Origin of the sequence: Streptomyces sp. cmx-18-6, from assembly GCF_046548915.1 — a bacterium.
Lineage (GTDB): Bacteria > Actinomycetota > Actinomycetes > Streptomycetales > Streptomycetaceae > Streptomyces.
Window position 1 is genome coordinate 1,017,598 of record NZ_JAEBEP010000001.1, and the last position, 24,681, is coordinate 1,042,278.

Consider the following 24,681-nt stretch of genomic DNA (forward strand, 5'->3'; position numbering starts at 1 on the left):
CACTTGGTGAGAGGCGTGACTCCGTGCGCCCCCTGTGCAACGGCACCGTGGGTTAGGTCACGCTTACTACGGGTCCCGGTCGGGCATCCACCGTCGTAGGGTCGGAAAGGCGTCTGTGCATGCGCCGACCGACCGCCCATCCGACGTCCCGAGGACGGAACACCGCCATGCCGCGTCCGACTGCCGCACAGCTCGTCTACGGTTCGGCCACCGTCGTCGTGACGACCCTCGCCCTGCTGCTGCTCTCCGGTACGGAATCGGGCCTCGGCGTGGCGCTCAGCGCCGCCACGGCACTCGCGCTCGGCCTGCTGGTGGCCGTGCGCCTGCCCCAGCCCGCCCCCGCACCGGCCCGGCCGGCGTCCAGGACGACAGCGGTACGGGCGGCGGCCGCCGCCCGTACGCAGCCCGTCCGGGCGCGGGAGCACTCGCTGCGCCGGTGAGCGTCGTGCCGTTCCCCTCCGTGCCTGGTCGGCCTAGCGGACCGTGACCACCACGGTCTTGGCCGCCTTGTCCTGGAGCGCCTGCCGGTAGGGCTTGTCGGTGAACATCAGCACGATGTTGATCAGCCACCACAGGCACGGGCAGCACAGCAGCGCCGGGAGCCACAGCACGACCGCGCGCATCAGCGACGCGCCGACGTCGGGCACGCGGCCGTCGTTGAGCATGGCCACGCGCAGCTTCAGCAGCCGCTTGCCCAGGGTCCGGCCGTCCTTGTGCGTGAAGTACGTGTCGTACGCGACGTAGACGACCAGGCCGATCAGCGACCACAGGAACTGGTGGCCGCTGTAGGAGTTGCTGATCGCGTCGCCGAACCCGGAGTCGCCGTCGTCGGAGGTCACGTCGACCGCGCCGCCCCAGGGCAGCGAGATCAGGTACAGCGGGATCGAGATGATGAGGAAGTCGATCAGCCGCGCCAGGATCCGCTTGCCCGGCTCGGCGAGCGGCGGCATTCCGGCCAGCGGATCGGGCGCACCGAAGCCACCGCCGCCGTACGGGTCGTTCGGCGGGGGCGGCGGAGGGGGCGGCGCGCTGCCGTACGGCTGACCCGCTGACGGCGGCGGCGGGGGCTCCTGCGGCTTCTTGAGGAACGGATCGTCGTCCTCGGGCGGCTGGCCGGGCGTCGGCTGGTCGTTGCTCATGGGGGCAGTGCACCCCGTGCCACGGGGGCCCGCAACGGCTCAGGTGCGTATGGGGGACGCGGGGCGGCATACGAGTCTAGATCGGGGCCGCCGACCGCGCTCGTTCAGCCGTATGCACCCCGCCTGGTCGGCCGTATGACGTCGGGTCAGTCGCAGGACGAGGGGCCCAGCCGTATGACGACGGGCCCGCCGTATGACCACGGGTCAGCCGTATGGCCACGGGTCAGCCATATGGCCACGGGTCAGCCGTATGACGTCGGGTCAGCCTGGTCGGCCGGTGTCGGCCGGCGTCAGCCCGTCCGGCCGGCGACGAAGGTGCGGGCCGCCTTGTCGTGCCAGCACTGCCGCCAGGGGCGGTCGACCAGGCACCAGAGCACGTTGGCCACGCCGATGACGAGGAGCCCCAGCACCCCGTAGACGAGCCAGCGGCGCAGGGCCGCCCCGAGCGAGGGCGTGTCGTGGGACTCGATGTCCCGTACGTCGAGCCCGCAGAGCTTCTTGCCGAGCGTGCGGCCCCACTTGGCGGTGGGCAGCGCCTCCAAAAGGACGCCGAGGACGAGGAAGGCTCCGAGCAGGGCCCCGAGCAGCGTCCCGGTCGTGGAGTCCAGCAGCCAGACGGTGACCGTCTCGCCGGTCTGCTTCGCGGCGGTGATCTTCCGGTCGATGTGGTCCAGCGCCCGGGTGGCGAGGGGGACGGCCACCGCTCCCACGGCCGCGCCGAGCACCACGGTGTCGACCAGCCGGGCGGCGAACCGCTTGCCGAGCCCGGCGGGCCTGGCCGAGGTCTGCGCGCGTGCGAGCTGCTGGAAGGGGTCGTCGGCCGCCGGGGGCTTCCAGGGCACGACGGGCTGGTCCGCTCCGGCCCCCGGTCCTGCCCCCGCTTGCCCTTGCCCTTGCCCTTGCGCTTGTGGGAACTGTGGCGGCTGGTGCTGGCGGGGCTGCTGCGCCCAGGACGCCGAACCGCCGCCGGGTCCCGGCGTGATGGGGGTGCGCAGACCTGCCGGAGGTACGGGGGTGGGCGCGGCGGGAGCGGGGGCGGGAGCCGGGGACGGTACGGGGGTGGCGGGGGCCTGGACCGGTCCCTGGCGGTTCTCCTGCGGGACGGGGATGGGGGCGGGGGCCGGAGCCGGGGCGGCGGCAGGAATCGGGGCCGGGGTCCGGGCTGGAGTCAGTGCCGGAGCCGGTGCCTGGGCCTGTGGCCGTTGGGCCGCAGGCTGCTGGGCCTGGGCCTGGGCCTGCGCCTGCGCCTGGGCCTGCGCCTGTGCCGGCAGAGGCTGCGCCGCCGGGAGGGCCCGGGGGGTCGAGGGCTGCGGGGCGTTCGCCCGTACGGCGTTCGCGTTCGGCTGCGGTCCCACCGCGCGGATCGTGACCGTGCCCTCGGTCGGCGGGCGCGCCCCCGCCTCCTCCGACGCCGATGCCGTCCCCCGGCCTCCGCCGTCGCCGGCCTCCCGCATCCCCGGCAGCGCGCCGCCGGTCGGGTCCTGCGCGAGGGACACCCTCGGGTCGGCGGCTTCCGGCGTCGGGCCGCCCCAGGAGATCCGGCGGTCCCGCTCCCCGCCGAAGCCGCTCTGGCGCGCGGTGTCCGCCTGCCAGACGGAGCCGGCGGAGTCCTCGGAACCGGCCGGCCCCGCCGTGAGGCCGTCCCGGTCCTCCTCCTCGTCGAAGAAGATCGGCCCCGTCTCCTCCACCGGCGCGGCCTGCGCACCGGCCTGCGGGGCGGCGGCAGCGGCGGAGTCGGGAGCAGGAGCGGGAGCGGGAGGAGCGGGAGGAGCGGGAGCGGCCTGCTGGGGTGCGGGACGGCTCGTACCGGGGACCCAGGACGCGCCGTTCCAGTACCGGACGTAACCGGGGATGGAGGGATCGGGGTAGTAGCCCTCACGGGGGCTGTCGTCACCGGGTGCCGGAGTTGGCGCGCTCATCAGCGGGTCCCGTATCTCTTCGAAGCCTCAGGCCGTGCGGCGCCGGGAGGGCGGACGGCCTCCATACAAGGGTCCACATCTACCAGACCGCCGTGCGTCCCCGGGCCGGTCCGCCTGTTTGGGACCACTTTCGAAGCGGATCGAAGTTTTTTTGAGAAGTCGCGTAATAGGTGGCGGGGAGGGCGCTCTCTCCTTGTGCGGGACGGTCACGGGGACCGGCCCATGAGCACCGGAAGGTCGTGCATTCTCATGATGAACATCGTGGAACGTGAGCTGGAGCTGAAGCTCGTGCTGTCCCCCGAGCGGTCCATCCCGGTACCCGCCCGGCTGACGTATCGCACGGACGACCCGTTCGCCGTGCACATCGCCTTCCACATCGGCTCCGAGTCGCCCGTGCACTGGACGTTCGCCCGGGAGCTGCTGGTGGAGGGGGTGTTCCGGCCGTGCGGGCACGGGGACGTACGGATCTGGCCGACGAAGGTCGACAGCCGCAGCGTGATCTGCGTGGCCCTCACCTCGCCGGACGGCAACGCCCTTCTGGAGGTGCCGTCAACCGCCGTGGCCGCGTGGGTGGAGCGGACGCTGCGGGTGGTGCCGCCGGGCACGGAGAGCGAGCGGCTCGGGATCGACGAGGCGCTGGCGAAGCTGCTGGCCCCGCTGCCGGCGGACGACCTGTGGCTGAGCGACCCGTGGTCGGCGGACGAGTCGCCGTCCCAGGACGGTGAGGCGTGAGGGCCCCCGTAAGAAGCGGGGGTCAGAAGAGCTTGCCCGGGTTGAGGAGGCCGAGCGGGTCGAAGGCGGCCTTGATGGAGCGCTGCAACTCAACGCCGGTCTCGCCCAGTTCGCGGGCCAGCCACTCCTTCTTGAGGACGCCGACGCCGTGTTCGCCGGTGATGGTTCCGCCCAGTTCCAGGCCGAGCGCCATGATCGCGTCGAAGGACTCGCGGGCCCGGCGGGACTCGTCGGGGTCGGTGTGGTCGAAGCAGACGACGGGGTGGGTGTTGCCGTCGCCCGCGTGGGCGCAGACGCCGATGGTGAGGTCGTACTCCTCGGCGATGGCGGCCGTGCCCGCGAGCATCGCGCCGAGCTGCGAGCGCGGTACGCAGACGTCGTCGATCATCGTGGCCGGCTTGACGGTCTCCAGCGCGGTGAGCGACATGCGGCGTGCCTGGAGGAGGAGTTCGGACTCGGCGGGGTTGTCGGCGGGGACCACTTCGGTGGCCCCGGCGGCGGTGCAGAGCGCTCCGACCGCGGCGAGGTCGGCGGTCGGGTCCGGGGTGTCGAAGGCGCAGAGGAGGAGCGCCTCGGTGGTCTCGGGCAGTCCCATGGAGGCCAGTTGGTTCACGGCACGCACGGTCGTCCGGTCCATCAGTTCGAGGAGTGACGGCGTGTGACCGCCCTCCATGATCCGGCACACAGCGTCACAGGCGGCGGTGGCCGAGGGGAACTCGGCGGCGAGGACGAGTTGCCGCGGCGGCTGCGGCTTGAGCGCGAGGACGGCCTTGACGACGATGCCGAGGCTGCCCTCGGAGCCGACGAAGAGGCGGGTGAGGTCGTAGCCCGCGACGCCCTTCGCCGTGCGGCGGCCGGTGGTCAGCAGCCGCCCGTCCGCGAGGACCACGTCCAGGCCGAGGACGTATTCGGCGGTGACCCCGTACTTCACGCAGCACAGGCCGCCGGACGCGGTGCCGATGTTGCCGCCGATGGTGCACGTCTCCCAACTGGAGGGATCGGGCGGGTAGCACAGGCCGTGTTCGTTCACCGCGCGTGACAGCACCGCGTTGACGACGCCCGGTTCGACGACGGCGATCCGGTCGACCGGGCTGATCTCCAGGATCCGGTCCATCTTCACCAGGGACAGCACGACGCAGCCGTCCGAGGCGTTGGCCGCGCCGGACAGGCCGGTACGGGCGCCCTGCGGGACGACCGGGACGCGCAGCGCGGTGGCGGTGCGCATGACGTGCTGGACCTGCTCGACCGTGCGCGGGAGCACGACGACGGCCGGGGCGCCCGCCTCGCAGAAGCTCGCCATGTCGTGGGCGTAGGTCGCGGTGACGTCCGGGTCGGTGATCAGGGCCTCGGCGGGAAGGCCCGTGCGCAGGCGTTCGAGAAGATCGCTCATGATCCAAGCGTGACACCCGGGGCCAATGGTGTGAACCCGTGGACGGCGGCGATCCCAAGACGCGGTGTGCTCGTATGACTGACGCACAGTGATGGCCATGGATGTCATGCCCCAGCAGGATCCCGAGTCCCGCCGGCCGCCCGAGCCGTCCCCGCACGACCCCGGCGCGACGCCCGACCGCCACGCCACGCCCGACCCCCACGCGACGCCCGACCGCCGCGCGACGCCCGATCCCGACCCCTACGTGCTGCCCGCCGAAGGCGCCACCGCCGTACCGCCGCCTCCTCCCACCCTGCGGACCACGCTGCGCCGGGCCGCGTTCGGGGCGGTGGCGGCGGGCGTGCTGCTGGCCGGGGCGCTGGTGGCCGTTCCGGACCGGAAGGACGACGCGGCGAAGGAGCCGGGGCCGGTGGAGCGGGCCGAGGCGGCGGCGACCGCGGGGTCCCCCGCCTCCCTCTCGGACCTGACCGCGCTGATCGGGGACCGGCAGAAGTGGGTGGAGTCCCACCCGGCCGACGCACCGTCGCTGGCACAGCTCGGTTCGGCGTACGTGGAGTGGGGGCGGCGCTCGGCGGACGCGGCGTACTACGGGCGCGCCGAGGAGGCGCTCAAGCGGTCGCTGGACGCCCAGCCGGGTGAGCGCGGCAACGGGGAGGCGTGGGTGGGGATGGCGGCGCTGGCCAACGCGCGGCACGACTTCCTCGCGGCGAAGCGGTGGGGCGAGACGGTCAGGAAGCAGCAGCCGAAGACCTGGAGCGTGTACCCGGTCCTCATCGAGGCGTACACCGGTCTCGGCGACCAGAAGGCGGCGACCGCCGCGACGGAGAAGTTCGCCGAGCTGCGCAAGGGCTTCCCCGCCCTGGCCCGCACCGCCGACCTCTACCGCGACCAGGGCTGGCGCGAGGACGCCCTCGCCACCGCCCGCGAGGCCGCCGACCGGGCGACGACCCCCGCCGAGAAGACCGAGGCGCTGCACCGTCTCGGCGAGCTCGCCTGGGAGCGGGGCGAGCCGGAGGAGGCGGCGGCCCAGTACGACGCGGCGCTGCGCACGGACTCCGGCCACCACGCCTCGCTGGCGGGCAGGGCCCGGGCGCTGGCCGCGCTGGACCGCACGGACGAGGCGCTGACCGCGTACCAGAGCGCCGTCGCCAAGCTCCCGCGCCCGGCCTACGTCCTCGAACTGGGCGAGCTGTACGAGTCGTTGGGCCTCGACGGCGACGCGCGGACCCAGTACGCGAAGCTGGCCGAGCTGCTGGAGCGGTCGAAGGCGGCCGGGGTCGACGAGTCCTTGATCCGGGCCCGGTACGAGAGCGACCACGGCGACCCGGCGGTGGCGGTGGAGCTGATGCGCGCGCAGTGGCGCAAGCAGCACCGCGGCGCGGCGGTGGCGGACGCGCTGGGCTGGGCGCTGCACCGGGCGGGCGAGTCGAAGGAGGGGCTGGAGTACGCGCAGCGGGCCCTGGACACGGGTGTGCGGAACGCCTCGTACGCGTACCACCTGGGCGTGATCGAACGGGAGCTCGCGCAGTACGGTTCGGCCCGCCGCCATCTGGGGGAGGCGGTGCGCACCAACCCGGCCTTCTCGCCGCTGGACGCGCCGAAGGCCCGCCAGGCGCTGGAGGCGCTGGGCGAGCCGCCGTCCGGGGGGCCGCGGGACATGCGGCCTCCGCCGCCTGCGGCCCCTGAGCCGAAGCGGGAGGCGAGGCCGGAGCCGCAGCGGGAGTCCCCCGAGCCGCAGGCTCCGGCGCCGGCCCCCTCGAAGACGGCCCCTGCCCCGTCGCGGGCGGCCCCGAGCAGCCCGGCGGCGGTCGAGGCCGACGCGTCGAAGGCTCCGTGACGGACGGCTGGAAACGGCATACGCCACCGCGGTCCGGGGTGCTGCCCCGGGCCGCGGTGGCGTATGCGGGAGGTTCGGGGGCGCCGGGGAGATTCAGGGCCGCCGGGGAGGGATCAGAGGTTGCCGCGCTTCTCCTGCTCGCGCTCGATCGCCTCGAACAGGGCCTTGAAGTTGCCCTTGCCGAAGCCCATGGAGCCGTGGCGCTCGATCATCTCGAAGAAGACGGTCGGGCGGTCCTGGACCGGCTTGGTGAAGATCTGGAGCAGGTAGCCGTCCTCGTCGCGGTCGACCAGGATCTTCAGCTCGCGCAGGGTCTCGACCGGCACCCGGGTCTCACCGGCCCACTCGCCGAGGGTGTCGTAGTACGAGTCGGGGGTGTCCAGGAACTGCACACCGGCCGCGCGCATCGAGCGGACCGTGGAGACGATGTCGTTGGTGGCGAGCGCGATGTGCTGGACGCCCGCGCCGCCGTAGAACTCCAGGTACTCGTCGATCTGCGACTTCTTCTTCGCGATCGCCGGCTCGTTGATCGGGAACTTGACCTTCAGCGTGCCGTCCGCGACGACCTTCGACATCAGGGCGGAGTACTCGGTGGCGATGTCGTCGCCCACGAACTCCTTCATGTTGGTGAAGCCCATGACCTCGTTGTAGAAGCCGACCCACTCGTTCATCCGGCCCAGCTCGACGTTGCCGACGCAGTGGTCGATGGCCTGGAAGGTGCGCTTGGCCGGCGGCTCGACGATCGGCTTGGCGGCGGCGAACCCGGGGAGGTAGGGGCCGTCGTAGCCGGAGCGCTCCACCAGGGTGTGGCGGGTCTTGCCGTACGTGGCGATGGCGGCGAGGACGACGGTGCCGTGCTCGTCCTTGACCTCGTGCGGCTCGGTGATGCCGCGTGCGCCGTGCTCGACGGCGTACGCGTAGGCGGCGCGGGCGTCCGGGACCTCGATGGCGAGGTCGACGACGCCGTCGCCGTGCTCGGCGACGTGGTCGGAGAGGAACGTGCCCCACTCGGTGGACACCTTGATCACGGAGGTGAAGACGAAGCGGGCCGCGCCGTTGGTGAGGACGTAACTCGCGGTCTCGCGGCTGCCGTTCTCCGGTCCGGAGTAGGCCACGAGTTTCATGCCGAAGGCGGTCGAGTAGTAGTGCGCGGCCTGCTTGGCGTTGCCCACGGCGAAGACGACCGCGTCCATTCCCTTGACCGGGAAGCGGTCGGCCTGCGCGGCGGTGTCAGGGCTGGTGTGCAGAGTCTCAGTCATGTTCGAAGAGTCTCCCCGCATCGCAAGGTGCGCAATAGTTCGCGCATTCGCTGGTCAAGATGTTCAGCCGATTGCCATGATGGCCGGACTATCTGTACAGGGTGACCACCAAAGGCGGCGTTATGGCGATCGATCATCTGGACGGCCGGCTCATCGTGCTGCTCGCGCGTGAGCCGCGCATCGGCGTCCTCGAAGCGTCCCGGCGGCTCGGGGTGGCGCGGGGGACCGTGCAGGCGCGGCTGGACCGCCTTCAGTCGAATGGCGTCATCCGGGGGTTCGGCCCGGACGTCGATCCGGCGGCGCTCGGCTATCCCGTCACCGCGTTCGCGACGCTGGAGATCAAGCAGGGCCAAGGAGCCGACGTACGGGCCCATTTGGGCGGCGTACCGGAAGTGCTGGAGCTGCACACCACGACCGGCACCGGCGACATGCTGTGCCGGCTCGTCGCCCGCTCGAACGCCGATCTCCAGCGGGTGATCGACCGGGTTGTCGGATTTGATGGCATTGTCCGGGCCTCCACGGCGATCGTCATGGAGAACCCGGTTCCGCTGCGGATCATCCCCCTGGTGGAACAGGCGGCCCAGGACACCGACTGAGCCGAGGGCCCGGCCCGGTCACGGACCGCTGAGCCGAGGGAGTGCCGTGTGAGCTTCTGGGAGTATCTGAACACCCGCCACCAGCAGCTCCTGACGGACGCGTTCCAGCACGTCAGCGCGGTCTTCCAGTGCATGGTCATCGCCACCCTGCTGGGGGTGGTGATCGGGGTCGTGAGCTACCGCAGCGGCTGGGGCGGCTCGCTCGCCGTCACCTCCACCTCGACGATCCTCACGATCCCCTCGCTCGCCGCGATCGGTCTGCTGATCCCGCTGGTCGGGCTCGGCGTCGCGCCGACCGTGATCACCCTGACGCTGTACGGGCTGCTGCCCATCGTCCGGAACTCCATCGTGGGGCTGCGGGGCGTCGATCCGGCGCTGGTCGACGCGGCGACGGGCATCGGGATGTCGCGGGCGGCGCGGCTGTGCCGGGTGGAGCTGCCGCTCGCCTGGCCGCCGATCCTGACCGGCATCCGGGTCTCCACCCAGATGCTGATGGGGATCGCCGCCATCGCCGCGTACGCCTCCGGGCCCGGCCTCGGCAACGAGATCTTCCGGGGCATCGCCTCGCTGGGCAGCGCCAACGCCATCAACCAGGTCCTCGCGGGCACGCTCGGCATCGTCGTGCTCGCCCTGCTCTTCGACGCCGCGTACGTCCTGCTGGGGCGGCTGACCATCCCGAGGGGGATCCGTGCCTGAGACCGAGACCGAGGCTGGCGCCGTCACGGAGGGCGGCACCGCGGCCACCTCCGGGGCCACCATCCAGCTGGAGAACCTCACCAAGAAGTATCCGGGCAACCCGAATCCGGCCGTCGAGAACGTGTCGATGGAGATCAGGGCCGGCGAGACCGTGATCTTCGTGGGTCCTTCCGGCTGCGGGAAGTCCACGACGCTGAAGATGATCAACCGGCTGATCGAGCCCACCTCGGGCCGGATCAGGATCGGCGACGAGGACGTCACCGACATCGACCCGGTGAAGCTGCGCCGCAAGATCGGGTACGCCATCCAGTCCTCCGGCCTCTTCCCGCACATGACGGTGGCCGACAACATCGCGCTGGTCCCGAAGATGGTCGGCTGGTCCACGTCCCGGGTGAAGGACCGGGTGGAGGAGATGCTCGACCTGGTGGGCCTGGACCCGCGCGAGTTCCACGGCCGCTATCCGCGCCAGCTCTCCGGCGGGCAGCAGCAGCGGGTGGGCGTGGCGCGGGCGCTGGCCGCCGATCCGCCGGTGCTGCTGATGGACGAGCCGTTCGGGGCGGTCGACCCGATCACCCGCGACCACCTCCAGGACGAGCTGATCCGGCTCCAGCACGAGCTGCACAAGACGATCGTGTTCGTCACCCACGACTTCGACGAGGCGATCAAGCTGGGCGACCGGATCGCGGTGCTGCGGGAGCGGTCGCACATCGCGCAGTTCGACACCCCCGAGGCGATCCTCACCAACCCCACGGACGACTTCGTCTCCGGGTTCGTCGGCGCGGGCGCGGCCCTGAAGCGGCTGAACCTGACCCGCGTACGGGATGTGGGCATCGCGGACTTCCCCACGGTGACGGTCGAGGACCCGCTCCAGACGATCTTCAACAAGCTGCGCAACGGCCCGCACAACGAGCTGCTGATGCTGGACCGCCGCAACCGCCCGTACAAGTGGCTGCGGCGCGGCGACCTGATGCGGGCGCGCGGTTCGCTGGCGCGGGCCGGGCAGCTGGTGCACGACACGGTGACCCGGGACGCCACGCTGCACGACGCGCTGGAGGCGGTGCTGACCGACAGCGGGGGGCGGGTCGCGGTGACCGGGCGGCGCGGCGAGTTCATCGGGGTCGTCGACATGAAGACGCTGATGGACAGCGTGCAGGAGCTGCTGGAGGCCGACCGGCTGACCGCGATGGAGCACAGCCACGAGCTGGAGGAGCAGCGCTTCCACCAGACGGAACAGGAGCTGGAGGGGGGTGGCGGCGGAGTATGAGCCCCAGCCACCCGGCCGGTCCCGGCAAGGGCCCGGCCGCGCCCACCCGGCCGCCCGGCGAGCACGACGTCAAGGGCCACGCGTTCCACGACGAGGAGAGCGACCCCTCCCCCGCCCCGGCCGCCCCGGCGCGCCGGATCACCTGGCGGAAGCTGGTGGTCCTGCCGGCGGTGCTGGCGGCCATCCTGGTCGTCACCTACGTGTGGATCACCAACATCCATCTGGACTCCATCGCGGAGAACTCGCTGTCCGGCGGCAACGTGCAACTGCGGCTGTGGCAGCACGTGCAGCTGACCGCGATCTCCACGTTCTGGGTCCTGATCATCGCCATCCCGCTCGGCATCGCCCTGACCCGGCGGCGGCTGCACAAGGCCGCCCCCGCGTTCACGGCGCTGGCCAACATCGGGCAGGCGACCCCGGCGATCGGTCTGCTGGCCCTGCTGGTGATCTGGCTGGGCATCGGGCCCCGCACCGCGATCATCGGGATCGTGATCTACGCGGTGCTGCCGGTGCTCTCCAACACGGTGGCCGGTCTCCGGGCGATCGAGCCGAACATGATCGAGGCGGCGCGCGGGATGGGGATGTCCGGGCGGGGCGTCCTGACGAAGGTGGAGCTGCCGCTCGCGGTGCCGCTGATCCTGGCGGGCGTGCGTACGGCGCTGGTCCTGAACGTCGGCACGGCGACGCTGGCCACGTTCGGCGGCGGCGGCGGCCTCGGCGACCTGATCACCTCGGGGATCCAGACGCAGCGGATGCCGGTGCTGATCATCGGGTCGGTGCTGACGGTGGTGCTGGCGCTGCTGGTGGACTGGCTGGCCTCGCTGGCCGAACTGACGTTGACGCCGCGCGGGTTGGAGGAGCGGTGATGGGCGGTAGTGCGTACGGTTTGGGGCGGCGGGCTCTCACGGGCGGCGGCATCGCCCTGTCCCTCGTGCTGGTGCTGAGCGGCTGCGGGCTGAAGAGCGGCTCCCCGATGGTGGACGACGTGTCGCCCGGCTCGGTCGGGCAGGGCGAACCGCTCAAGGGCGCGACGCTGACCGTGACGTCGAAGAACTTCAGCGAGAACATCATCCTGGGCCAGATGACCGGCCTGGTCTTCAAGGCGGCCGGGGCCGAGGTCCTGGACCGGACGAACCTGCCGGGCTCGATCAGCGCCCGCGAGGCCATCATCAACGGCGACGCCGACGCCCAGTGGGACTACACCGGCACCGGCTGGATCACCTTCCTCGGCCACGCGGACCCGATCGTCGACCCGAAGAAGCAGTACGAGGCGGTACGCGACGAGGACAAGGGCAACGGGGTCGTCTGGCTGCCGCCGGCCCCGCTCGACAACACGTACGCGCTGGCCATCAGCAAGAAGAACAACGCCCGCTACCGGCTGAAGACCCTCTCGGACGTGGCCGCCCTGGCGAAGAAGGACCCGGGCGCGGTGACGATCTGCGTGGAGAACGAGTTCGCCTCGCGGGACGACGGGCTGCCCGGCATGGAGAAGCGGTACGGGATGAGGATCCCGGCCGCCAACATCCAGAAGATGGACGCCGGGATCATCTACACCCAGGTCTCCGAGTCCAGCTCCTGCCTGCTGGGCGAGGTGTTCACCACGGACGGCCGGATCAAGGCGATGGACCTGGACGTGCTGGAGGACGACAAGAGCTTCTTCCCCAACTACAACGCGTCCCCGGTGATCCACCTGGCCACCTTCGAGAAGTACCCGCAGATCGCGGGGCTGTTGGACCCGCTCGCCAAGAAGCTGACGACCGAGGTCGCGCAGACGCTGAACGCCCGGGTGGACGTGGAGGGCGAGGACCCGCACGAGGTGGCGAAGGAGTGGCTGGTGGCGGAGGGGTTCATCAAGGAGGAGTGAGCGGGGCGCCTTCGTCGGCCGTGAGCCCGGTTGCCGTGAACCTGGTTCCCGCCGCTCCGGTTGCCGCCGCTCCGGTTGCCGCTCCGGTTGCCGCCGCCCCAGTTGCAAAAAATCCCTTGCAAAGCTCTCTTTGCAACTCTACGGTCGAGGCATGACCGACGACGACCCCGCCGGGCGCGCCCACCGCCCCGCCCGCGACCGGAAGACCCACAACGCCGACGTCCGCACCCTGCGCGCACTGGCGCACCCGCTGCGCATCCGACTGCTCAACGCCCTGCGGGAGTTCGGCCCCGCCACCGCCTCCCGGCTGGGCGAGCGGCTGGCCGAGTCCAGCGGCGCGACCAGCTACCACCTGCGCCAACTGGCGGAAGCCGGACTGGTCGAGGACGCCCCGGAGCTGGGCAAGGGCCGGGAGCGCTGGTGGCGGTCGGTGCACGACGGCTCGACCTTCGAGACCTCGGACTTCCTGGTGCACGCCGACCCGGAGGTGCGCGGGGCCATCGGGGTCGTCCTGCACGAGGTAGCCACGGCCCACACCCAGCACCTGAACACCTGGCTCGGCACGCTGAGCGAATGGCCGCCGGAGTGGCGGCAGAGCTGGGACATGAGCGACTTCACGATCCGCCTCACCCCGGAGCTCGCGCGGGAGCTGACCGAGAAGCTCCATGCCGTCGTGGAGAGTTACCGGGGCCGCGTCCCGGACGACACCGAGGGCTCGGCAGTCGTGCAGACCCAGCTGCACGCCTTCCCGCGCCCCTCCGAGTGAGGTGCCGACGATGCGTCACCGCACCCCGCTGGCCGCCACGCTCGCGGCCAACTCCATATCCACGGCCGGGACTTCACTGACGTTGATCGGGGTGCCCTGGTTCGTCCTGGAGACCACCGGCAGCGCGGGGCGAGCCGGTGTCGTCGCCTTCTGCGCCACGCTGCCGGTCGTGTTCGCCGCACTGATCGGCGGGCCCTTCATCGACCGGCTCGGCCGCCGCCGGGTCGCCGTCGCCTCCGACGCGGTCTGCGGTCTCGCCATCGCCGCGATCCCGCTGCTGCACCGCGCGGACGCCCTCGAATTCTGGATGCTCTGCGCGCTGATGGCGCTGAACGGCTTCGCCCACACCCCGGGCAACACCGCCCGTTACGTGCTCATCCCCGACCTCGCGGAGCGCGCGGGCACCACGCTCCCCCGCGCCGCCAGCCTGTTCGACGCCGTCTCGCGCGGGGCCCGGATGGCCGGCGCGGCGCTGGCCGGGGTCCTGATCGCCTTCGCCGGCTCGGAGACCGTACTGCTGCTGGACGCCGCGACGTTCGGGCTCTCCGCGCTGCTGATCGCCATCGGGGTACGGGGGGTGGGCGCGGCCGAACCGCGCAAGGCCGAGGCCCCCGTCTCCCTGCGCACCTACGGAGCCGAACTCCGCGAGGGATACGCCCACTTGCTGGGCAACCGGCTGCTGCTGGCCGTCGTGGTCATGGTGATGTTCATGAACGGCACCGACCAGGGCTGGAACGCGGTCCTGCTCCCGGTGCACGCCGAGGCCGAGTTGGCCGGGGCGCGGGACATCGGGCTGCTCACCGCGCTGTACGGGGCGGGCGGTCTGACGGGGGCGCTGCTGTACGGGGCGGTGGGGCACCGCTTCTCGCGGCGGACGGTGTTCACGGTGTCCGTGATGCTGTGCGGCGCACCGCGCTACCTGGTCGCGGCGATGACCGGGACGACGCTGCCGCTCGCGGTGACCATGCTGCTGGGCGGGGTCGCGGGCGGGATGCTCAACCCGATCCTGACGACGGTGATCTACGAGCGCGTGCCGGACCGGCTGCGGAGCCGGGTCGCGGGGGCGCTGACCGCCGGGTGCGAGTTCGCGATGCCGCTGGGCGGGCTGGCGGCCGGGCTGCTGGTGGAGGGCGTGGGCGCGAGGGGGGCGCTGCTGGCGATGGGCGGGGTGTACTTCCTGGCGACGCTGAGCCCGCTGGTGTTCCCGTCGTGGCGGACGATGGAGCGGCCGGAGGAGGCGGCGGCAAATGGTTCGGGGAAGGGGCCGATGGAGGCGGCGGCGGAGAGTTCGGGGAAGGGGCCGGAGGAGGCGGCGGGCCGGGAGGACTCCGTGGACGGGAAGCCGTCCACACCGGCGGAGGTCAGCAGCTCGGCGCCTTCCCGCCGTGTTCCAGCGCCGTGAGCGCGTCCACCGCGCCGCCCAGCGTCGTGACGGGGATCAGGCGCAGACCGTCCGGGCGTTCGGCCTCCGCCTGCGGGCACTCGGCCTTCGGGACGAGGAAGACGGTGGCCCCGTCCCGGTGGGCGGCCTGGGTCTTCATGGCGACCCCGCCGACCGCGCCGACCTTGCCGTCCGCGGTGATCGTCCCCGTACCGGCGATGGTGCGGCCCCCGGTGAGATCGCCGCCCCTGCCGTCGCCGTCGAGCTTGTCGATGATGCCGAGGGCGAGGAAGAGCCCGGCGCTGGGCCCGCCGATGTCGCCGAGGTCCACGCTCACCCGCATCGCGCCCTGCTTGCGGTCCAGGTGGTTGAGGGCCGCGTCGACGGCGACGTTCTGGGAGTCCTTCATGTCGTTCAGGTGGTGCTGCTCGATCTCCTTCTCGGAGCCGCCGGTCGGGTAGACGGAGTCCCGGGGCATGACCGCCCGGTCCGTACGGAACCAGCCGTCCAGCAGGTCGCCCACCCGGACGTCCGCCTTGGGCCCGGTGGCGACGATGGTCGTCATCCGCAGCTGCCCCTGGGTGGGCCGGGTGTCCGCGCCGGTGATGGTGAGCACCGGCCTGCCGCGGTCCTTGCCGAGCACGTCGGCGGTCACCCCGGGCTGCGCCAGGGTGTACGGGAGCGGCGCGAGGGCCGCCGTACCGAACAGGGCGAGGACGGGCAGCGCGCAGAGGGCGAGCGCGCGGGGGCGCGAGAGACGAGTGAGCACCCGTCCAATCTAACCGCCGCGCACAAGCGGAAACGCGCCAGGCGTACGCCCCCGCTTCCGCCCCGCCCCTCCCTCTGCCGCCGGGCCCTACCGCAGCGCGTCCGCCACTTCCCGGGCGGCGTCGAGCACCCGGGGGCCGACCCGCTCCGGTACGGCGTCGGCGAGCATGACCACGCCGACGCTCCCCTCCACGCCCGAGACCCCGACCAGCGGCGCGGCGGCCCCGCTGGCCCCGGCCTCCAGCTCGCCGTGGGTGAGGGTGTAGCCGGGGTGCCCGGCCGTCGTCTGCTGGCGGGCGGAGAGGATCGCCCGGCCGGCGGCCCCCCGGTCCAGCGCGTGCCGGAAGCCCGCCCGGTAGGCCACGTGGTAGTCGGTCCAGGTGGGCTCGACGACGGCGACCGCGAGGGCGTCGCTGCCGTCGACGAGCGTGAGGTGGGCGGTGGCTCCTATGTCCTCGGCCAGGGAGCGCAGCGCGGGCAGCGCGGCCTCCCGGACGAGCGGGTGCACCTGGCGGCCCAGCCGCAGCACGCCCAGTCCGACCCGGGCGCGGCCGCCCAGATCACGGCGGACCAGGGCGTGCTGTTCCAGGGTGGCGAGCAGCCGGTAGACGACGGTCCGGTTGACGCCGAGTTTGTTGGACAACTCGGTGACGGTCAGACCGTGGTCGGTATCGGCGAGCAGTTTGAGGACGCGCAGTCCTCGGTCGAGCGTCTGGGAAGTCTCCGCGGTCACGACGCCCTCTCCTCTTCGGGTGAGCGACGACGGCCTTCTTCCGGGGTTGCGGCACCGGTCCCAGCGGCGACGCACGGAGAGGCCGCCGGTCTGGCCAAGACACCGGCTGCGCTCCGCGGCGGCTCTGCCACGGGGCGTTCATATGGCGGGGACAGTAGCGATCCGGTCCGCTCAGCGGAAGCCCTCGTCCAGAATCCGGGCGCGCGTCCGGGCGCGCCCCCGGCCGTCCGGCATAACCGCCGGTCAGCGCGGTGGCGTCCGGAACGCGGACATCTACGCGCGTCCAGGTCGGCAGACGTGATGGCGACGGTTCGTGTACCTCATGTGAACTGCCGTTAACCCGCCGTGAATTCACGCCCGCACAAATTTCTGTGCGGCCCGCCCCGGATGGACCGGAACGAGCCGCACAGAGAGGACCGGAGGGACGAGGGGCGCGCCCGTCACGACATCCGGGTCGCCCACTCCTGGACCTTGGCGATCCGCTGCTGGATCTGGTGGGCGGTGGCCTCGGCGGTCGGGGGGCCGCCGCAGACCCGGCGCAGCTCGTTGTGGAGCACGCCGTGGGGCTTGCCGCTCTGGTGGGTGTAGGCGGAGACCATCGTGTTGAGCTGCTTGCGCAGGCTCAGCAACTGCTTGTGGGTGACGACGGGCCGCGCCTCGGCGGGCTTCTCCAGCAGGTCGGCCTCCTCGGCCGGCTTCTGGCGGCTGTGCGCGATCTGCCGGCTCTGCCGCTTCTGGAGGAGGAGCTGCACCTGGTCCGGCTCCAGGAGGCCCGGGATGCCCAGGTAGTCCTGCTCCTCCTCGCTGCCGGGGTGCGCCTGCATGCCGAACTCGGCCCCGTCGTACAGCACCCGGTCGAAGACCGCGTCGGACTCCAGCGCCTCGAAGGGGAGTTGGTCCTCGGTCTCCTCGTCCTCCAGCTTCTCGGCGTCGGCGAGGAGCTTGTCCTCCTCGGAGAACGGGTTCTCCTCGTCGCCGCCCTTCTTCGGCTTGTCGAGGACGTGGTCCCGCTCGACCTCCATCTCGTTGGCGAAGTCGAGGAGCATGGGGATCGTCGGCACGAAGACGGAGGCCGTCTCACCGCGCCTGCGGGAGCGCACGAAGCGGCCGACCGCCTGGGCGAAGAAGAGGGGCGTCGAGATGGTGGTCGCGTACACGCCGACCGCCAGGCGCGGCACGTCGACGCCCTCGGACACCATCCGCACCGCGACCATCCAGCGCGACTCGTCCGCGCTGAACTTGTCGATCTTCTTCGAGGCCGCCTTCTCGTCGGAGAGGACGACGGTCGGCGTCTCGCCGGTGACCTTCTTCAGGATCTTGGCGTACGCGCGCGCCGATTCCTGGTCCGTCGCGATGACGAGCCCGCCCGCGTCGGGGATGCCCTTGCGGACCTCGGTGAGCCGCTTGTCGGCGGCGGCCAGCACATTGGGGATCCACTCGCCGGTGGGGGCGAGCGCGGTGCGCCACGCCTGCCCGATGGCGTCCTTGGTCATCGGCTCGCCGAGCCGGGCCGCGATCTCGTCCCCGGCCTTGGTGCGCCAGCGCATGTTGCCGCTGTAGCTGAGGAAGATGACCGGGCGCACGACGCCGTCCGCGAGCGCGTTCCCGTAACCGTAGGTGTAGTCGGCGGAGGAGCGGCGGATGCCGTCGTTGCCCTCCTCGTACGCGACGAAGGGGATCGGGTTGGTGTCCGACCGGAACGGCGTGCCGGTCAGCGCGAGCCGCCGGGTCGCCGGGTCGAACGCCTCCTGGCACGCCTCGCCCCAGGACTTGGAGTCGCCGGCGTGGTGGATCTCGTCGAGGATGACCAGGGTCTTGCGCTGCTCGCAGCGGTTGCGGTGCAGCATCGGGCGGACGCCGACACCCGCGTAGGTGACGGCGACGCCGTGGTACTCCTTGCTCAGCGGACCGGCGCTGTACTCCGGGTCGAGCTTGATCCCTATCCGGGCGGCGGCCTCCGCCCACTGCTTCTTGAGGTGCTCGGTCGGGGCGACCACGGTGATCTGCTGGACGACGTGGTGGTGCAGCAGCCACGACGCGAGGGTCAGCGCGAACGTGGTCTTGCCCGCGCCGGGCGTGGCGACGGCGAGGAAGTCGCGCGGCTGCTCCTGGACGTACCTCTCCATGGCCCCCTGCTGCCAGGCTCGCAGCTTGCCGGCGGTGCCCCAGGGGGCGCGGCCGGGAAAGGCGGGTGAGAGGTGGTGGGAGGCGGTGGTAGTAGTCACGGTCTCCGGTTCGGGGCGCTCGGGTACGTGGGTCGCTGCCGCTACCGCACCCGGCCCGAAGGACCCGGCCCGCGATACGACAACCGGGCCACCCTACCGGGGGCCCGGTGGAGAACCCGTACGAACGAGTCGCGCCGACGCCGACGAGACCGTGCTCACATCGCGTCGACGACCAGGGCCCGCAGTCCCTGGGAGATCACCTTGATCTCGTCCGTCTCCCCCGTGGCGACGTCGATGACCAGCCGTTCCGCCGCGTCGATGTCCGGGCGCAGGTCGACGCCGTTCATGGCCAGGAACGTGACGCAGGAGAGCCAGGCCGTCCGCTTGTTGCCGTCGAACAGGGGATGGTTGACCGCCAGGGACTGGAGGAGTGCCGCCGCCTTGTCGATCAGGTCGGGATATGCCTCCTCGCCGAACATGGCGGCCGAGGGGCGGTGGACCGCCGACTCCAGGAGACCGGCGTCCCGGATGACGATCTGCATGTCGTCGCAGGCGTGCTCGGCGATCACGAGCACGTCCTCGGAGCTCAGATAGACACAGCTCACTTCAGCCGCTCCATCAGCTCGCTCCACTTGGCCGCCTGCTCCTTCGCCGTCTTGCGGACGATGGCCTGCTGCGCCGTTCTGGCGAGGTAGTCGTCCACCGCCTGGAGCAGTATGGCGTGCATGCTGGTGCCCTCCTGCTCGGCGCGCTGCTTGAGGGCCTCTGTCTGGTCGTCACGGAGACGCAGGTTCATAGCCATACCAGAACGGTACCATCAGGTGGGGTCAGAGTGATACCGCTAGCTCTTCTCCCGCACCCGCGTAGCCACCCAGGCCCCCACCACAGCCACCACCGCCATCGGCACGAACACCGCCGCGAACGCCGCCGGGTGCGAGCCCTCGGCCGCGCCGCCCACCGTGCCGTGCGCCGCCGCGCCCAGGGCCTCGCCGCCCAGGGCCGCGAAGGCCGCGCCGCCCAGGGACAGCAGCAGCACGTTGGAGAGGCCGTCCGAGATCTGGAGGGCGGCGGAGTTGGAGCCCGCCTCCTGGGGGGCCGACAGCTTCAGCAGCAGCACGCTGGTGGAGGCGATCACCATGCCCATCCCGAAGCAGCCGAACGCCCAGGCCACGGCGACGATCCAGACCGGCACCGCCGGGACCAGCACGGTGGGGGCCACCGCGATCGAGGCCGCCACCAGCACCATCCCGCTCACCATCAGCCGCTCCCGGTACGGTTCCAGGCGCGGCCGGGACTGGACGAACGAGCCGAGCGCCCAGGTCGCCCCGCCCACCGCCAGGGACAGCCCCGCCATCGTCGGGGTCAGGCCGCGCTGGGTCACCAGCATCAGCGGTACGAAGGACTCGGCGGCGATGAACGAACCGGCCGCCACCCCGCGCAGCAGGATCACCGAGGGCAGCCCGCGCGCCGCCCGTACGGTCCCGGTGGGCAGCAGGCCCCGTACGGCGGGCACCAGCAGCGCCACCCCGACGGCGGCGGGCAGCACGGCGAGCCAGTCCAGCTCCTGGCCCGCGTACTGGAGCAGCCCGGCCCCCGCCGAGATCCCCAGCGCGAGGCGGATGCGGCGGCGGTCGTACGGCTGCGGCGGCGCGTCCGGGTCCGCCGGGCCCGAGGCCATCCGGCGGATCGCGGGCAGGGCCAGCGCCAGCGGGACCACGATGAGGGCGGGGATGCCGATGAAGACCCAGCGCCAGCCGAGGTGCTCGGTGACCGTGCCGGCGGCCAGCGGCCCGACCACGGACGGGATCACCCAGCTCGCGGCGAAGGCGGCCATGATGGCGGGCCGGATGCGTTCGGGGTAGGCCCGCCCGATGACCACGTACAGGGCGACGATCACCAGCCCGCCGCCGAGCCCCTGGACCGCCCGGCCCGCGATGAAGACCCACATGGAACCGGCCGCCCCGGAGAGCAGCAGCCCCACCCCGAAGGCGGTGATGCCGGCGGCGAGCGGCTGGAGCGGTCCGCGCCGGTCGGCCCACTGGCCGGAGAGGACCATGGCGAAGAGGCTGGTGGTGAAGTACGCGGAGAAGGCGAACGCGTACAGCGGGATGCCGTGCAGCTCGCGGGCGGCGACGGGCATCGCGGTGCCGACCGCCGTCGCCTCGAACGCGATGAGGAACACCACGGAGACGACGCCGATGCTGAGCGCCCGGTAGGTGCGCCCGAGCACGCCCTCGGCCGCCGCCTCCGTGACCGCCCCGGTCAGATCGCCGGGCAGCGCGTCCGGCATGCCGGGCCGTACGTCGCCGGGTATGCCGGTCTTCAGGTCGGTGGGGAGGTCGGCGGGCAGCCCGGTGGCCGGGTCGGTGGGACCGCCCGGAAGACCGCCGCGGTGGGGGTGGCGGGGCGAGCCGCCGCGGTGGGGACCGTGCGGCAGGCCGCCCTGGTGGAGGTCGTGCGGCGGATCGGTCGGCGCGGGGCGCGCGGCATCGGCGCCGTCACGCTGTTCGGGGGCGGTCATTGCCCCAGGGTAAGGGGCATGGGGCGGTTTGAACCCTGTCCCCGTGCCCGTCCGGGCTCGTCCCTTGGTCGTAGGCCGAAAGCCCCCGGCGTGAACGGCGTATGGCAGTCGTATTGCGTACCGGCCGCCTCCCTTGTGGCCCGCTGCCCGCGCCCCCTAACGTCGGGGACACAACAGTGAACGCATGGCCGTGTGCCCGAGAGGCTCAGGGGCTCGACTGCAACTCGAGTTACACCGGTTCGATTCCGGTCACGGCCTCCAACGGCGAGAATGCCCGCCCCTGGCGCCAGGGGCGGGCATTCTCGTGTGCCCGCCCCCGCGAGGGGGCGGGCTCGCCCGGCGGCCCTCAGTCCGCCTTCAGGCCCTCCATCACATCGCGCATGCCACTGATCATGTCCGCCCGGTACGACACCGGATCGGGGGCCTCCGTCCTCTCCTCCGGGCCCGGATCGTCGCCGTCCGCGTCGTAGTCGTCGTAGGCCACCGTGAAGGAGAGCGCGAGGCTGACGACCGCGCCGCCCTCCACCACCCGCAGATACGCGACGCCCCCGTCCATGACCCACAGATAGGCCCGGTCCCCGAGGTGAGGGACCGATTCCACCTCCGCCACCTCGACGCCTTCGATGTACTTCGCCGTGCTGAGCGCCTCGAACTCGGGGCGCGGATCGGTCTCCTTGTGCAGCTCGGCCGTCACCGACACGACGACCTGGATCGACTCGTTCCTCGCCCTCTTCCCGGGGATCTCGGTGGCGGGGAAGGTGGCGGTGCAACCGAAGCGGTCGAGGGCGGGATGCTTGATTCGTCCCGGCTCGGGAGTCGGAGCGGTCTCCAGCTTGCCCAGGGACCCGGTCAGCGCCTTCAGTTTCATGCCGGCGCAGGACTTCTCCCCCACCCGGTAGCCGTGTGCGTCCGGCTTCGGGTCGACGCCCACCCCGTACGCGAAGACGGCCGTCACCCACACGGCGGAGGCCGCCAGCGCCCCGGTCACGCCCCACAGCAGGCCCCGCCCGCGCCGTCGCCCCACGGCGCGCGGGCGGTCGAATCCGCCCGCCTCCTCCGGGCCGTGGCCCGGTCCGAACTCCTCTGTCAGCTCCAGCTCAGAAATCACGCCCGGCCCCCCCCCGGTCGGCAACTCGTCCGCACTTTCGCGCCGACGATACGCGACCACCGCCCGGCCGGCCGGTGGTCCCAGGAGGTCGGTTGGTTCCGTCAGTTCTTGGGGGTCACCACCGCCGCCTGCGGCCGCACCGGCAGGCGGTTCACCGGGCGGCCGGTGGCCGAGCGGACCGCCGAGGCGACGGCGGCCGGGGCCGTCACGACGGGGACGGCGGAGGCGGGCTTCGCGCCGAAGGGGGCCACCACGTCGCGCTCCTCGACGAGCTTGACGATGCGGATGTCCGGCGCGTCCAGCGAGGTGGGGAGCGCGTAGCCGGTCAGGTCGGGGTGGCGGATCAGGCCGCGGGCGGTGCGCAGGTTCTCGGTGAGGGCCGCGCCGATGCCCTGGGTGATGCCCGCCTCGATACGGGTCGCGAGCTGCGCCGGGTTGAGGACGCGGCCGACGTCCTGGGCCACCGCCATCTCGACCACGCGGATCGAGCCGAGCTCGATGTCGACGTCGACGACCGCCCGTACCGCGCAGAACGCGAGGCCGACGAACGCGTCGCCCTGGCCGGAGTCGTCCAGCGGCTCGGTGGGGTGGGGGCGGCACTGGGCGGTGGCCCAGAGCTCCTTGCCGTCCATCGCCTCCATGACGGTGGTGGACAGCACGCCGTCGTACGAGGTGATCTTGCCGTCCGCGATCTGGAGCAGCTCGGTGGACATGCCGAACTTGTGGGCCAGCGGCTGGAGGAGCTGGGTGCGGACCATCTTCGCCGCCCGCTCCACCGCCCCGCCGGAGACCCAGGTGTGCCGGCCGTGCGTCGCCGGGCCGGCCGGGGGCTGGTCGGTGTCGACGGCGGCCACGTGGACCTCGTCGATGCCCAGGATCTCCTGGACGACCTGGCGGGCCAGCGTGGTGAAGCCCTGGCCGGTCTCGACCGCCGCGCAGATGACGGTGGCGACGCCGTCGTGGACCCGGACCGTGGCCGTGGAGACCTCGTCCGCGCCCTCCGCGCCGAGCATGTGGACCATGCCGACGCCGTAGCCCACGCCCCGGCGCACCGCCCCGGGCTCGCCAGCGCCCTCGGGGCCGCCGGGCAGCAGCCAGTCGTCCTCGGGGCTGTCCTTGGGGAGGGCGGGCAGCGGGAAGTCCCGTACGGCGCGGAGCAGTTCGGCCACCGGGGCCGGGCAGGTCACCGTCTGGCCGGTGGGCAGGATGTCGCCGGTGGACAGGACGTTGCGGAGGCGGAGTTCGGCCGGGTCGATGCCGAGCTTGGCGGCCAGCTTGTCCATCTGGCCCTCGTACGCCGCGCACACCTGCATCGCGCCCTCGCCGCGTACGTGACCGGAGGGCGGGTTGTTCGTCCGGACCGCCCAGCCCTCGATGAAGGCGTGCGGCACGACGTACGGGCCGCACGCGAACGCCACGGCGGCGGCCAGCGACTCGGACGAGGCGTCCGCGTACGCGCCCGCGTCCAGCAGGATCTGGGCCTCCACCTTGACCAGCCGGCCCTCCGCGTCCGCGTGGTGGCGGTAGCGCAGCAGGGTCGGGTGGCGGTGGGCGTGGCCGAGGAAGGACTCCTCGCGGGTGGCGGCCAGCTTCACCGGGCAGCCGGTGCGCAGGGCGAGCAGGCCCAGCGGGATCTGGAAGCCGGGGTCCTCGCGGTCGCCGGTCGCGCCGGGGACGCCGGTCACGACGACCTTGACCCGGTCCGGCTCCAGGCCGAAGCAGGCGGCGGCCAGGTCGCGGTCGGTGTGCGGGTCGGTGGAGGCGGTGTAGATCTCGACGCCGCCGTCCGGGCGGGGCACGGCGAGGCCGGCCTCCGCGCCGATGGGGGCGGGGTCCTGACGGCCGATGCGGTAGAGGCCCTCGACGACGACCTCGCCGCTCACGCCGTCGTCGCCGTACCGCAGGGGGATGTGCCGGATCAGGTTGCCGTCCGGGTGCAGGGGCTCCGCCGCGAACGCCTTCTCCGGGTCCGTGACCGGCTCCAGCACCTCGTACTCCACCGCGATGGCGGCAGCGGCCAGCCGTGCGGTGTCCGGGTGGTCGGCGGCGACGGCGGCGATCGGCTCGCCGTGGTGGCGGACCAGGTCGGAGGCGAAGACGGGGCGGTCCACCACGCGCCGCCCGTAGTTGCTGTCGCCCGGCACGTCCTCGTGGGTGACGACCGCGCGCACCCCGGGCATCGCGACGGCGGCCGAGGTGTCGATGGACAGGATGCGGGCGTGCGGGTGCGGCGAGCGGAGGACGGAGGCCCAGAGCAGCCCCTCGGCCCAGAGGTCGGCGGCGTACGGGAAGGTGCCCTCGGTCTTCGCGCGGGTGTCGGCGGGCGGCAGCGAAGCGCCCAGGCCCATCAGGGGCGGTTCCCGGTCGGGGCCGTCGCCGGGGCCGGCGGAGGCGTCGATCCTGGGCAGGCTGGTGCTGGTCGCGTTGGCCGCGGTGGCTGCGTCGCCGCTCACGCCGCCTCCTTGTCTCTCGCCCGGCCGCGCCGGCGGCGGGGGGTGACCTGTGGTGTCGCGTGGTGCTGTCCTGGTGACGGTCTGCGCGCG

Annotated in this window: 22 protein-coding genes and 1 tRNA gene; 11 read left to right on the plus strand and 12 right to left on the minus strand. The window is 72.5% G+C overall.

The window, feature by feature from the left end:
• Positions 1 to 167: 167 nt before the first annotated feature.
• Positions 168 to 440, plus strand: a complete 273-nt coding sequence (locus ACLJPL_RS04560; RefSeq protein WP_411079330.1) for a hypothetical protein — start codon at positions 168 to 170, stop codon at positions 438 to 440.
• Between the two features lie 33 nt (positions 441 to 473).
• Here ACLJPL_RS04560 and ACLJPL_RS04565 read toward each other — a convergent pair whose 3' ends face one another.
• Both ACLJPL_RS04565 and ACLJPL_RS04570 read right to left on the minus strand, forming a co-directional pair.
• Positions 474 to 1,139, minus strand: a complete 666-nt coding sequence (locus ACLJPL_RS04565) for an RDD family protein (RefSeq protein ID WP_411079331.1) — start codon at positions 1,137 to 1,139, stop codon at positions 474 to 476.
• A 290-nt stretch (positions 1,140 to 1,429) separates the two neighbouring features.
• Complete coding sequence (locus ACLJPL_RS04570) at positions 1,430 to 3,058, minus strand: RDD family protein (protein WP_411079332.1); 1,629 nt, start codon at positions 3,056 to 3,058, stop codon at positions 1,430 to 1,432.
• 249 nt (positions 3,059 to 3,307) lie between these two features.
• Here ACLJPL_RS04570 and ACLJPL_RS04575 point away from each other — a divergent pair, with 249 nt between their 5' ends.
• Positions 3,308 to 3,790 carry an SsgA family sporulation/cell division regulator gene (locus ACLJPL_RS04575; protein WP_411079466.1) on the plus strand — a complete coding sequence of 161 codons (483 nt, stop codon included), beginning with the start codon at positions 3,308 to 3,310 and terminating at the stop codon, positions 3,788 to 3,790.
• 22 nt (positions 3,791 to 3,812) lie between these two features.
• Here ACLJPL_RS04575 and ACLJPL_RS04580 read toward each other — a convergent pair whose 3' ends face one another.
• Complete coding sequence (locus tag ACLJPL_RS04580; RefSeq protein WP_411079333.1) at positions 3,813 to 5,180, minus strand: FAD-binding oxidoreductase; 1,368 nt, start codon at positions 5,178 to 5,180, stop codon at positions 3,813 to 3,815.
• Between the two features lie 97 nt (positions 5,181 to 5,277).
• On the opposite strand from ACLJPL_RS04580, the gene ACLJPL_RS04585 reads away from it, so the two are divergent.
• Positions 5,278 to 7,017, plus strand: a complete 1,740-nt coding sequence (locus ACLJPL_RS04585) for a tetratricopeptide repeat protein (protein ID WP_411079334.1) — start codon at positions 5,278 to 5,280, stop codon at positions 7,015 to 7,017.
• 113 nt (positions 7,018 to 7,130) lie between these two features.
• Here ACLJPL_RS04585 and hppD read toward each other — a convergent pair whose 3' ends face one another.
• On the minus strand, positions 7,131 to 8,276 hold the full coding sequence (gene hppD, locus ACLJPL_RS04590) for a 4-hydroxyphenylpyruvate dioxygenase (protein ID WP_411079335.1): 1,146 nt from the start codon (positions 8,274 to 8,276) through the stop codon (positions 7,131 to 7,133).
• Between the two features lie 122 nt (positions 8,277 to 8,398).
• On the opposite strand from hppD, the gene ACLJPL_RS04595 reads away from it, so the two are divergent.
• From ACLJPL_RS04595 to ACLJPL_RS04625, 7 genes are all read left to right on the plus strand, one after another.
• Complete coding sequence (locus ACLJPL_RS04595; protein WP_073872916.1) at positions 8,399 to 8,872, plus strand: Lrp/AsnC family transcriptional regulator; 474 nt, start codon at positions 8,399 to 8,401, stop codon at positions 8,870 to 8,872.
• A 48-nt stretch (positions 8,873 to 8,920) separates the two neighbouring features.
• On the plus strand, positions 8,921 to 9,568 hold the full coding sequence (locus ACLJPL_RS04600; protein ID WP_411079336.1) for an ABC transporter permease: 648 nt from the start codon (positions 8,921 to 8,923) through the stop codon (positions 9,566 to 9,568).
• Entirely contained in the window at positions 9,561 to 10,832 is a 1,272-nt protein-coding gene (locus ACLJPL_RS04605; RefSeq protein WP_411079337.1) for a betaine/proline/choline family ABC transporter ATP-binding protein, read from the plus strand. The genes ACLJPL_RS04600 and ACLJPL_RS04605 overlap by 8 nt, the downstream gene beginning before the upstream one ends.
• Positions 10,829 to 11,698, plus strand: a complete 870-nt coding sequence (locus tag ACLJPL_RS04610; protein WP_411079338.1) for an ABC transporter permease — start codon at positions 10,829 to 10,831, stop codon at positions 11,696 to 11,698. Before ACLJPL_RS04605 ends, ACLJPL_RS04610 begins: the two co-directional genes overlap by 4 nt.
• Positions 11,698 to 12,696: a glycine betaine ABC transporter substrate-binding protein gene (locus tag ACLJPL_RS04615; protein WP_411079339.1), complete on the plus strand. Its 999-nt coding sequence runs from the start codon at positions 11,698 to 11,700 to the stop codon at positions 12,694 to 12,696. Before ACLJPL_RS04610 ends, ACLJPL_RS04615 begins: the two co-directional genes overlap by 1 nt.
• 151 nt (positions 12,697 to 12,847) lie before the next feature.
• Positions 12,848 to 13,462 (plus strand): ArsR/SmtB family transcription factor, encoded by a 615-nt coding sequence (locus ACLJPL_RS04620; RefSeq protein ID WP_411079340.1) that lies wholly within the window; start codon positions 12,848 to 12,850, stop codon positions 13,460 to 13,462.
• A gap of 10 nt (positions 13,463 to 13,472) precedes the next feature.
• On the plus strand, positions 13,473 to 14,864 hold the full coding sequence (locus ACLJPL_RS04625) for an MFS transporter (RefSeq protein ID WP_411079341.1): 1,392 nt from the start codon (positions 13,473 to 13,475) through the stop codon (positions 14,862 to 14,864).
• Here the strand turns inward: ACLJPL_RS04625 and ACLJPL_RS04630 are convergent.
• The 6 genes from ACLJPL_RS04630 to ACLJPL_RS04655 form a co-directional block, all read right to left on the minus strand.
• Positions 14,824 to 15,612, minus strand: a complete 789-nt coding sequence (locus ACLJPL_RS04630) for a S16 family serine protease (RefSeq protein ID WP_411079342.1) — start codon at positions 15,610 to 15,612, stop codon at positions 14,824 to 14,826. The genes ACLJPL_RS04625 and ACLJPL_RS04630 overlap by 41 nt on opposite strands.
• 87 nt (positions 15,613 to 15,699) lie before the next feature.
• Positions 15,700 to 16,344, minus strand: coding sequence for an IclR family transcriptional regulator (locus ACLJPL_RS04635; protein WP_411079343.1), 645 nt, complete (start codon positions 16,342 to 16,344; stop codon positions 15,700 to 15,702).
• Between the two features lie 440 nt (positions 16,345 to 16,784).
• Positions 16,785 to 18,569: a DEAD/DEAH box helicase gene (locus ACLJPL_RS04640; protein WP_411079344.1), complete on the minus strand. Its 1,785-nt coding sequence runs from the start codon at positions 18,567 to 18,569 to the stop codon at positions 16,785 to 16,787.
• 155 nt (positions 18,570 to 18,724) lie between these two features.
• On the minus strand, positions 18,725 to 19,114 hold the full coding sequence (locus ACLJPL_RS04645; protein ID WP_411079345.1) for a type II toxin-antitoxin system death-on-curing family toxin: 390 nt from the start codon (positions 19,112 to 19,114) through the stop codon (positions 18,725 to 18,727).
• Positions 19,111 to 19,311: a ribbon-helix-helix protein, CopG family gene (locus tag ACLJPL_RS04650; protein ID WP_026290595.1), complete on the minus strand. Its 201-nt coding sequence runs from the start codon at positions 19,309 to 19,311 to the stop codon at positions 19,111 to 19,113. Before ACLJPL_RS04650 ends, ACLJPL_RS04645 begins: the two co-directional genes overlap by 4 nt.
• 39 nt (positions 19,312 to 19,350) lie before the next feature.
• Entirely contained in the window at positions 19,351 to 21,030 is a 1,680-nt protein-coding gene (locus ACLJPL_RS04655) for an MFS transporter (RefSeq protein ID WP_411079346.1), read from the minus strand.
• Positions 21,031 to 21,216: 186 nt separating this feature from the next.
• Between ACLJPL_RS04655 and ACLJPL_RS04660 the strand changes: the two genes are divergently transcribed.
• Positions 21,217 to 21,291 (plus strand) — tRNA-Cys (locus tag ACLJPL_RS04660).
• An 85-nt stretch (positions 21,292 to 21,376) separates the two neighbouring features.
• On the opposite strand, the gene ACLJPL_RS04665 is transcribed toward ACLJPL_RS04660, so the two are convergent.
• Together ACLJPL_RS04665 and ACLJPL_RS04670 are read right to left on the minus strand one after the other, a co-directional pair.
• Positions 21,377 to 22,138, minus strand: a complete 762-nt coding sequence (locus ACLJPL_RS04665; RefSeq protein WP_411079347.1) for a hypothetical protein — start codon at positions 22,136 to 22,138, stop codon at positions 21,377 to 21,379.
• Between the two features lie 101 nt (positions 22,139 to 22,239).
• The gene (locus ACLJPL_RS04670) at positions 22,240 to 24,591 is read right to left on the minus strand and encodes a xanthine dehydrogenase family protein molybdopterin-binding subunit (RefSeq protein WP_411079348.1); all 2,352 of its coding nucleotides are present in this window, start codon (positions 24,589 to 24,591) and stop codon (positions 22,240 to 22,242) included.
• Positions 24,592 to 24,681: the final 90 nt, after the last annotated feature.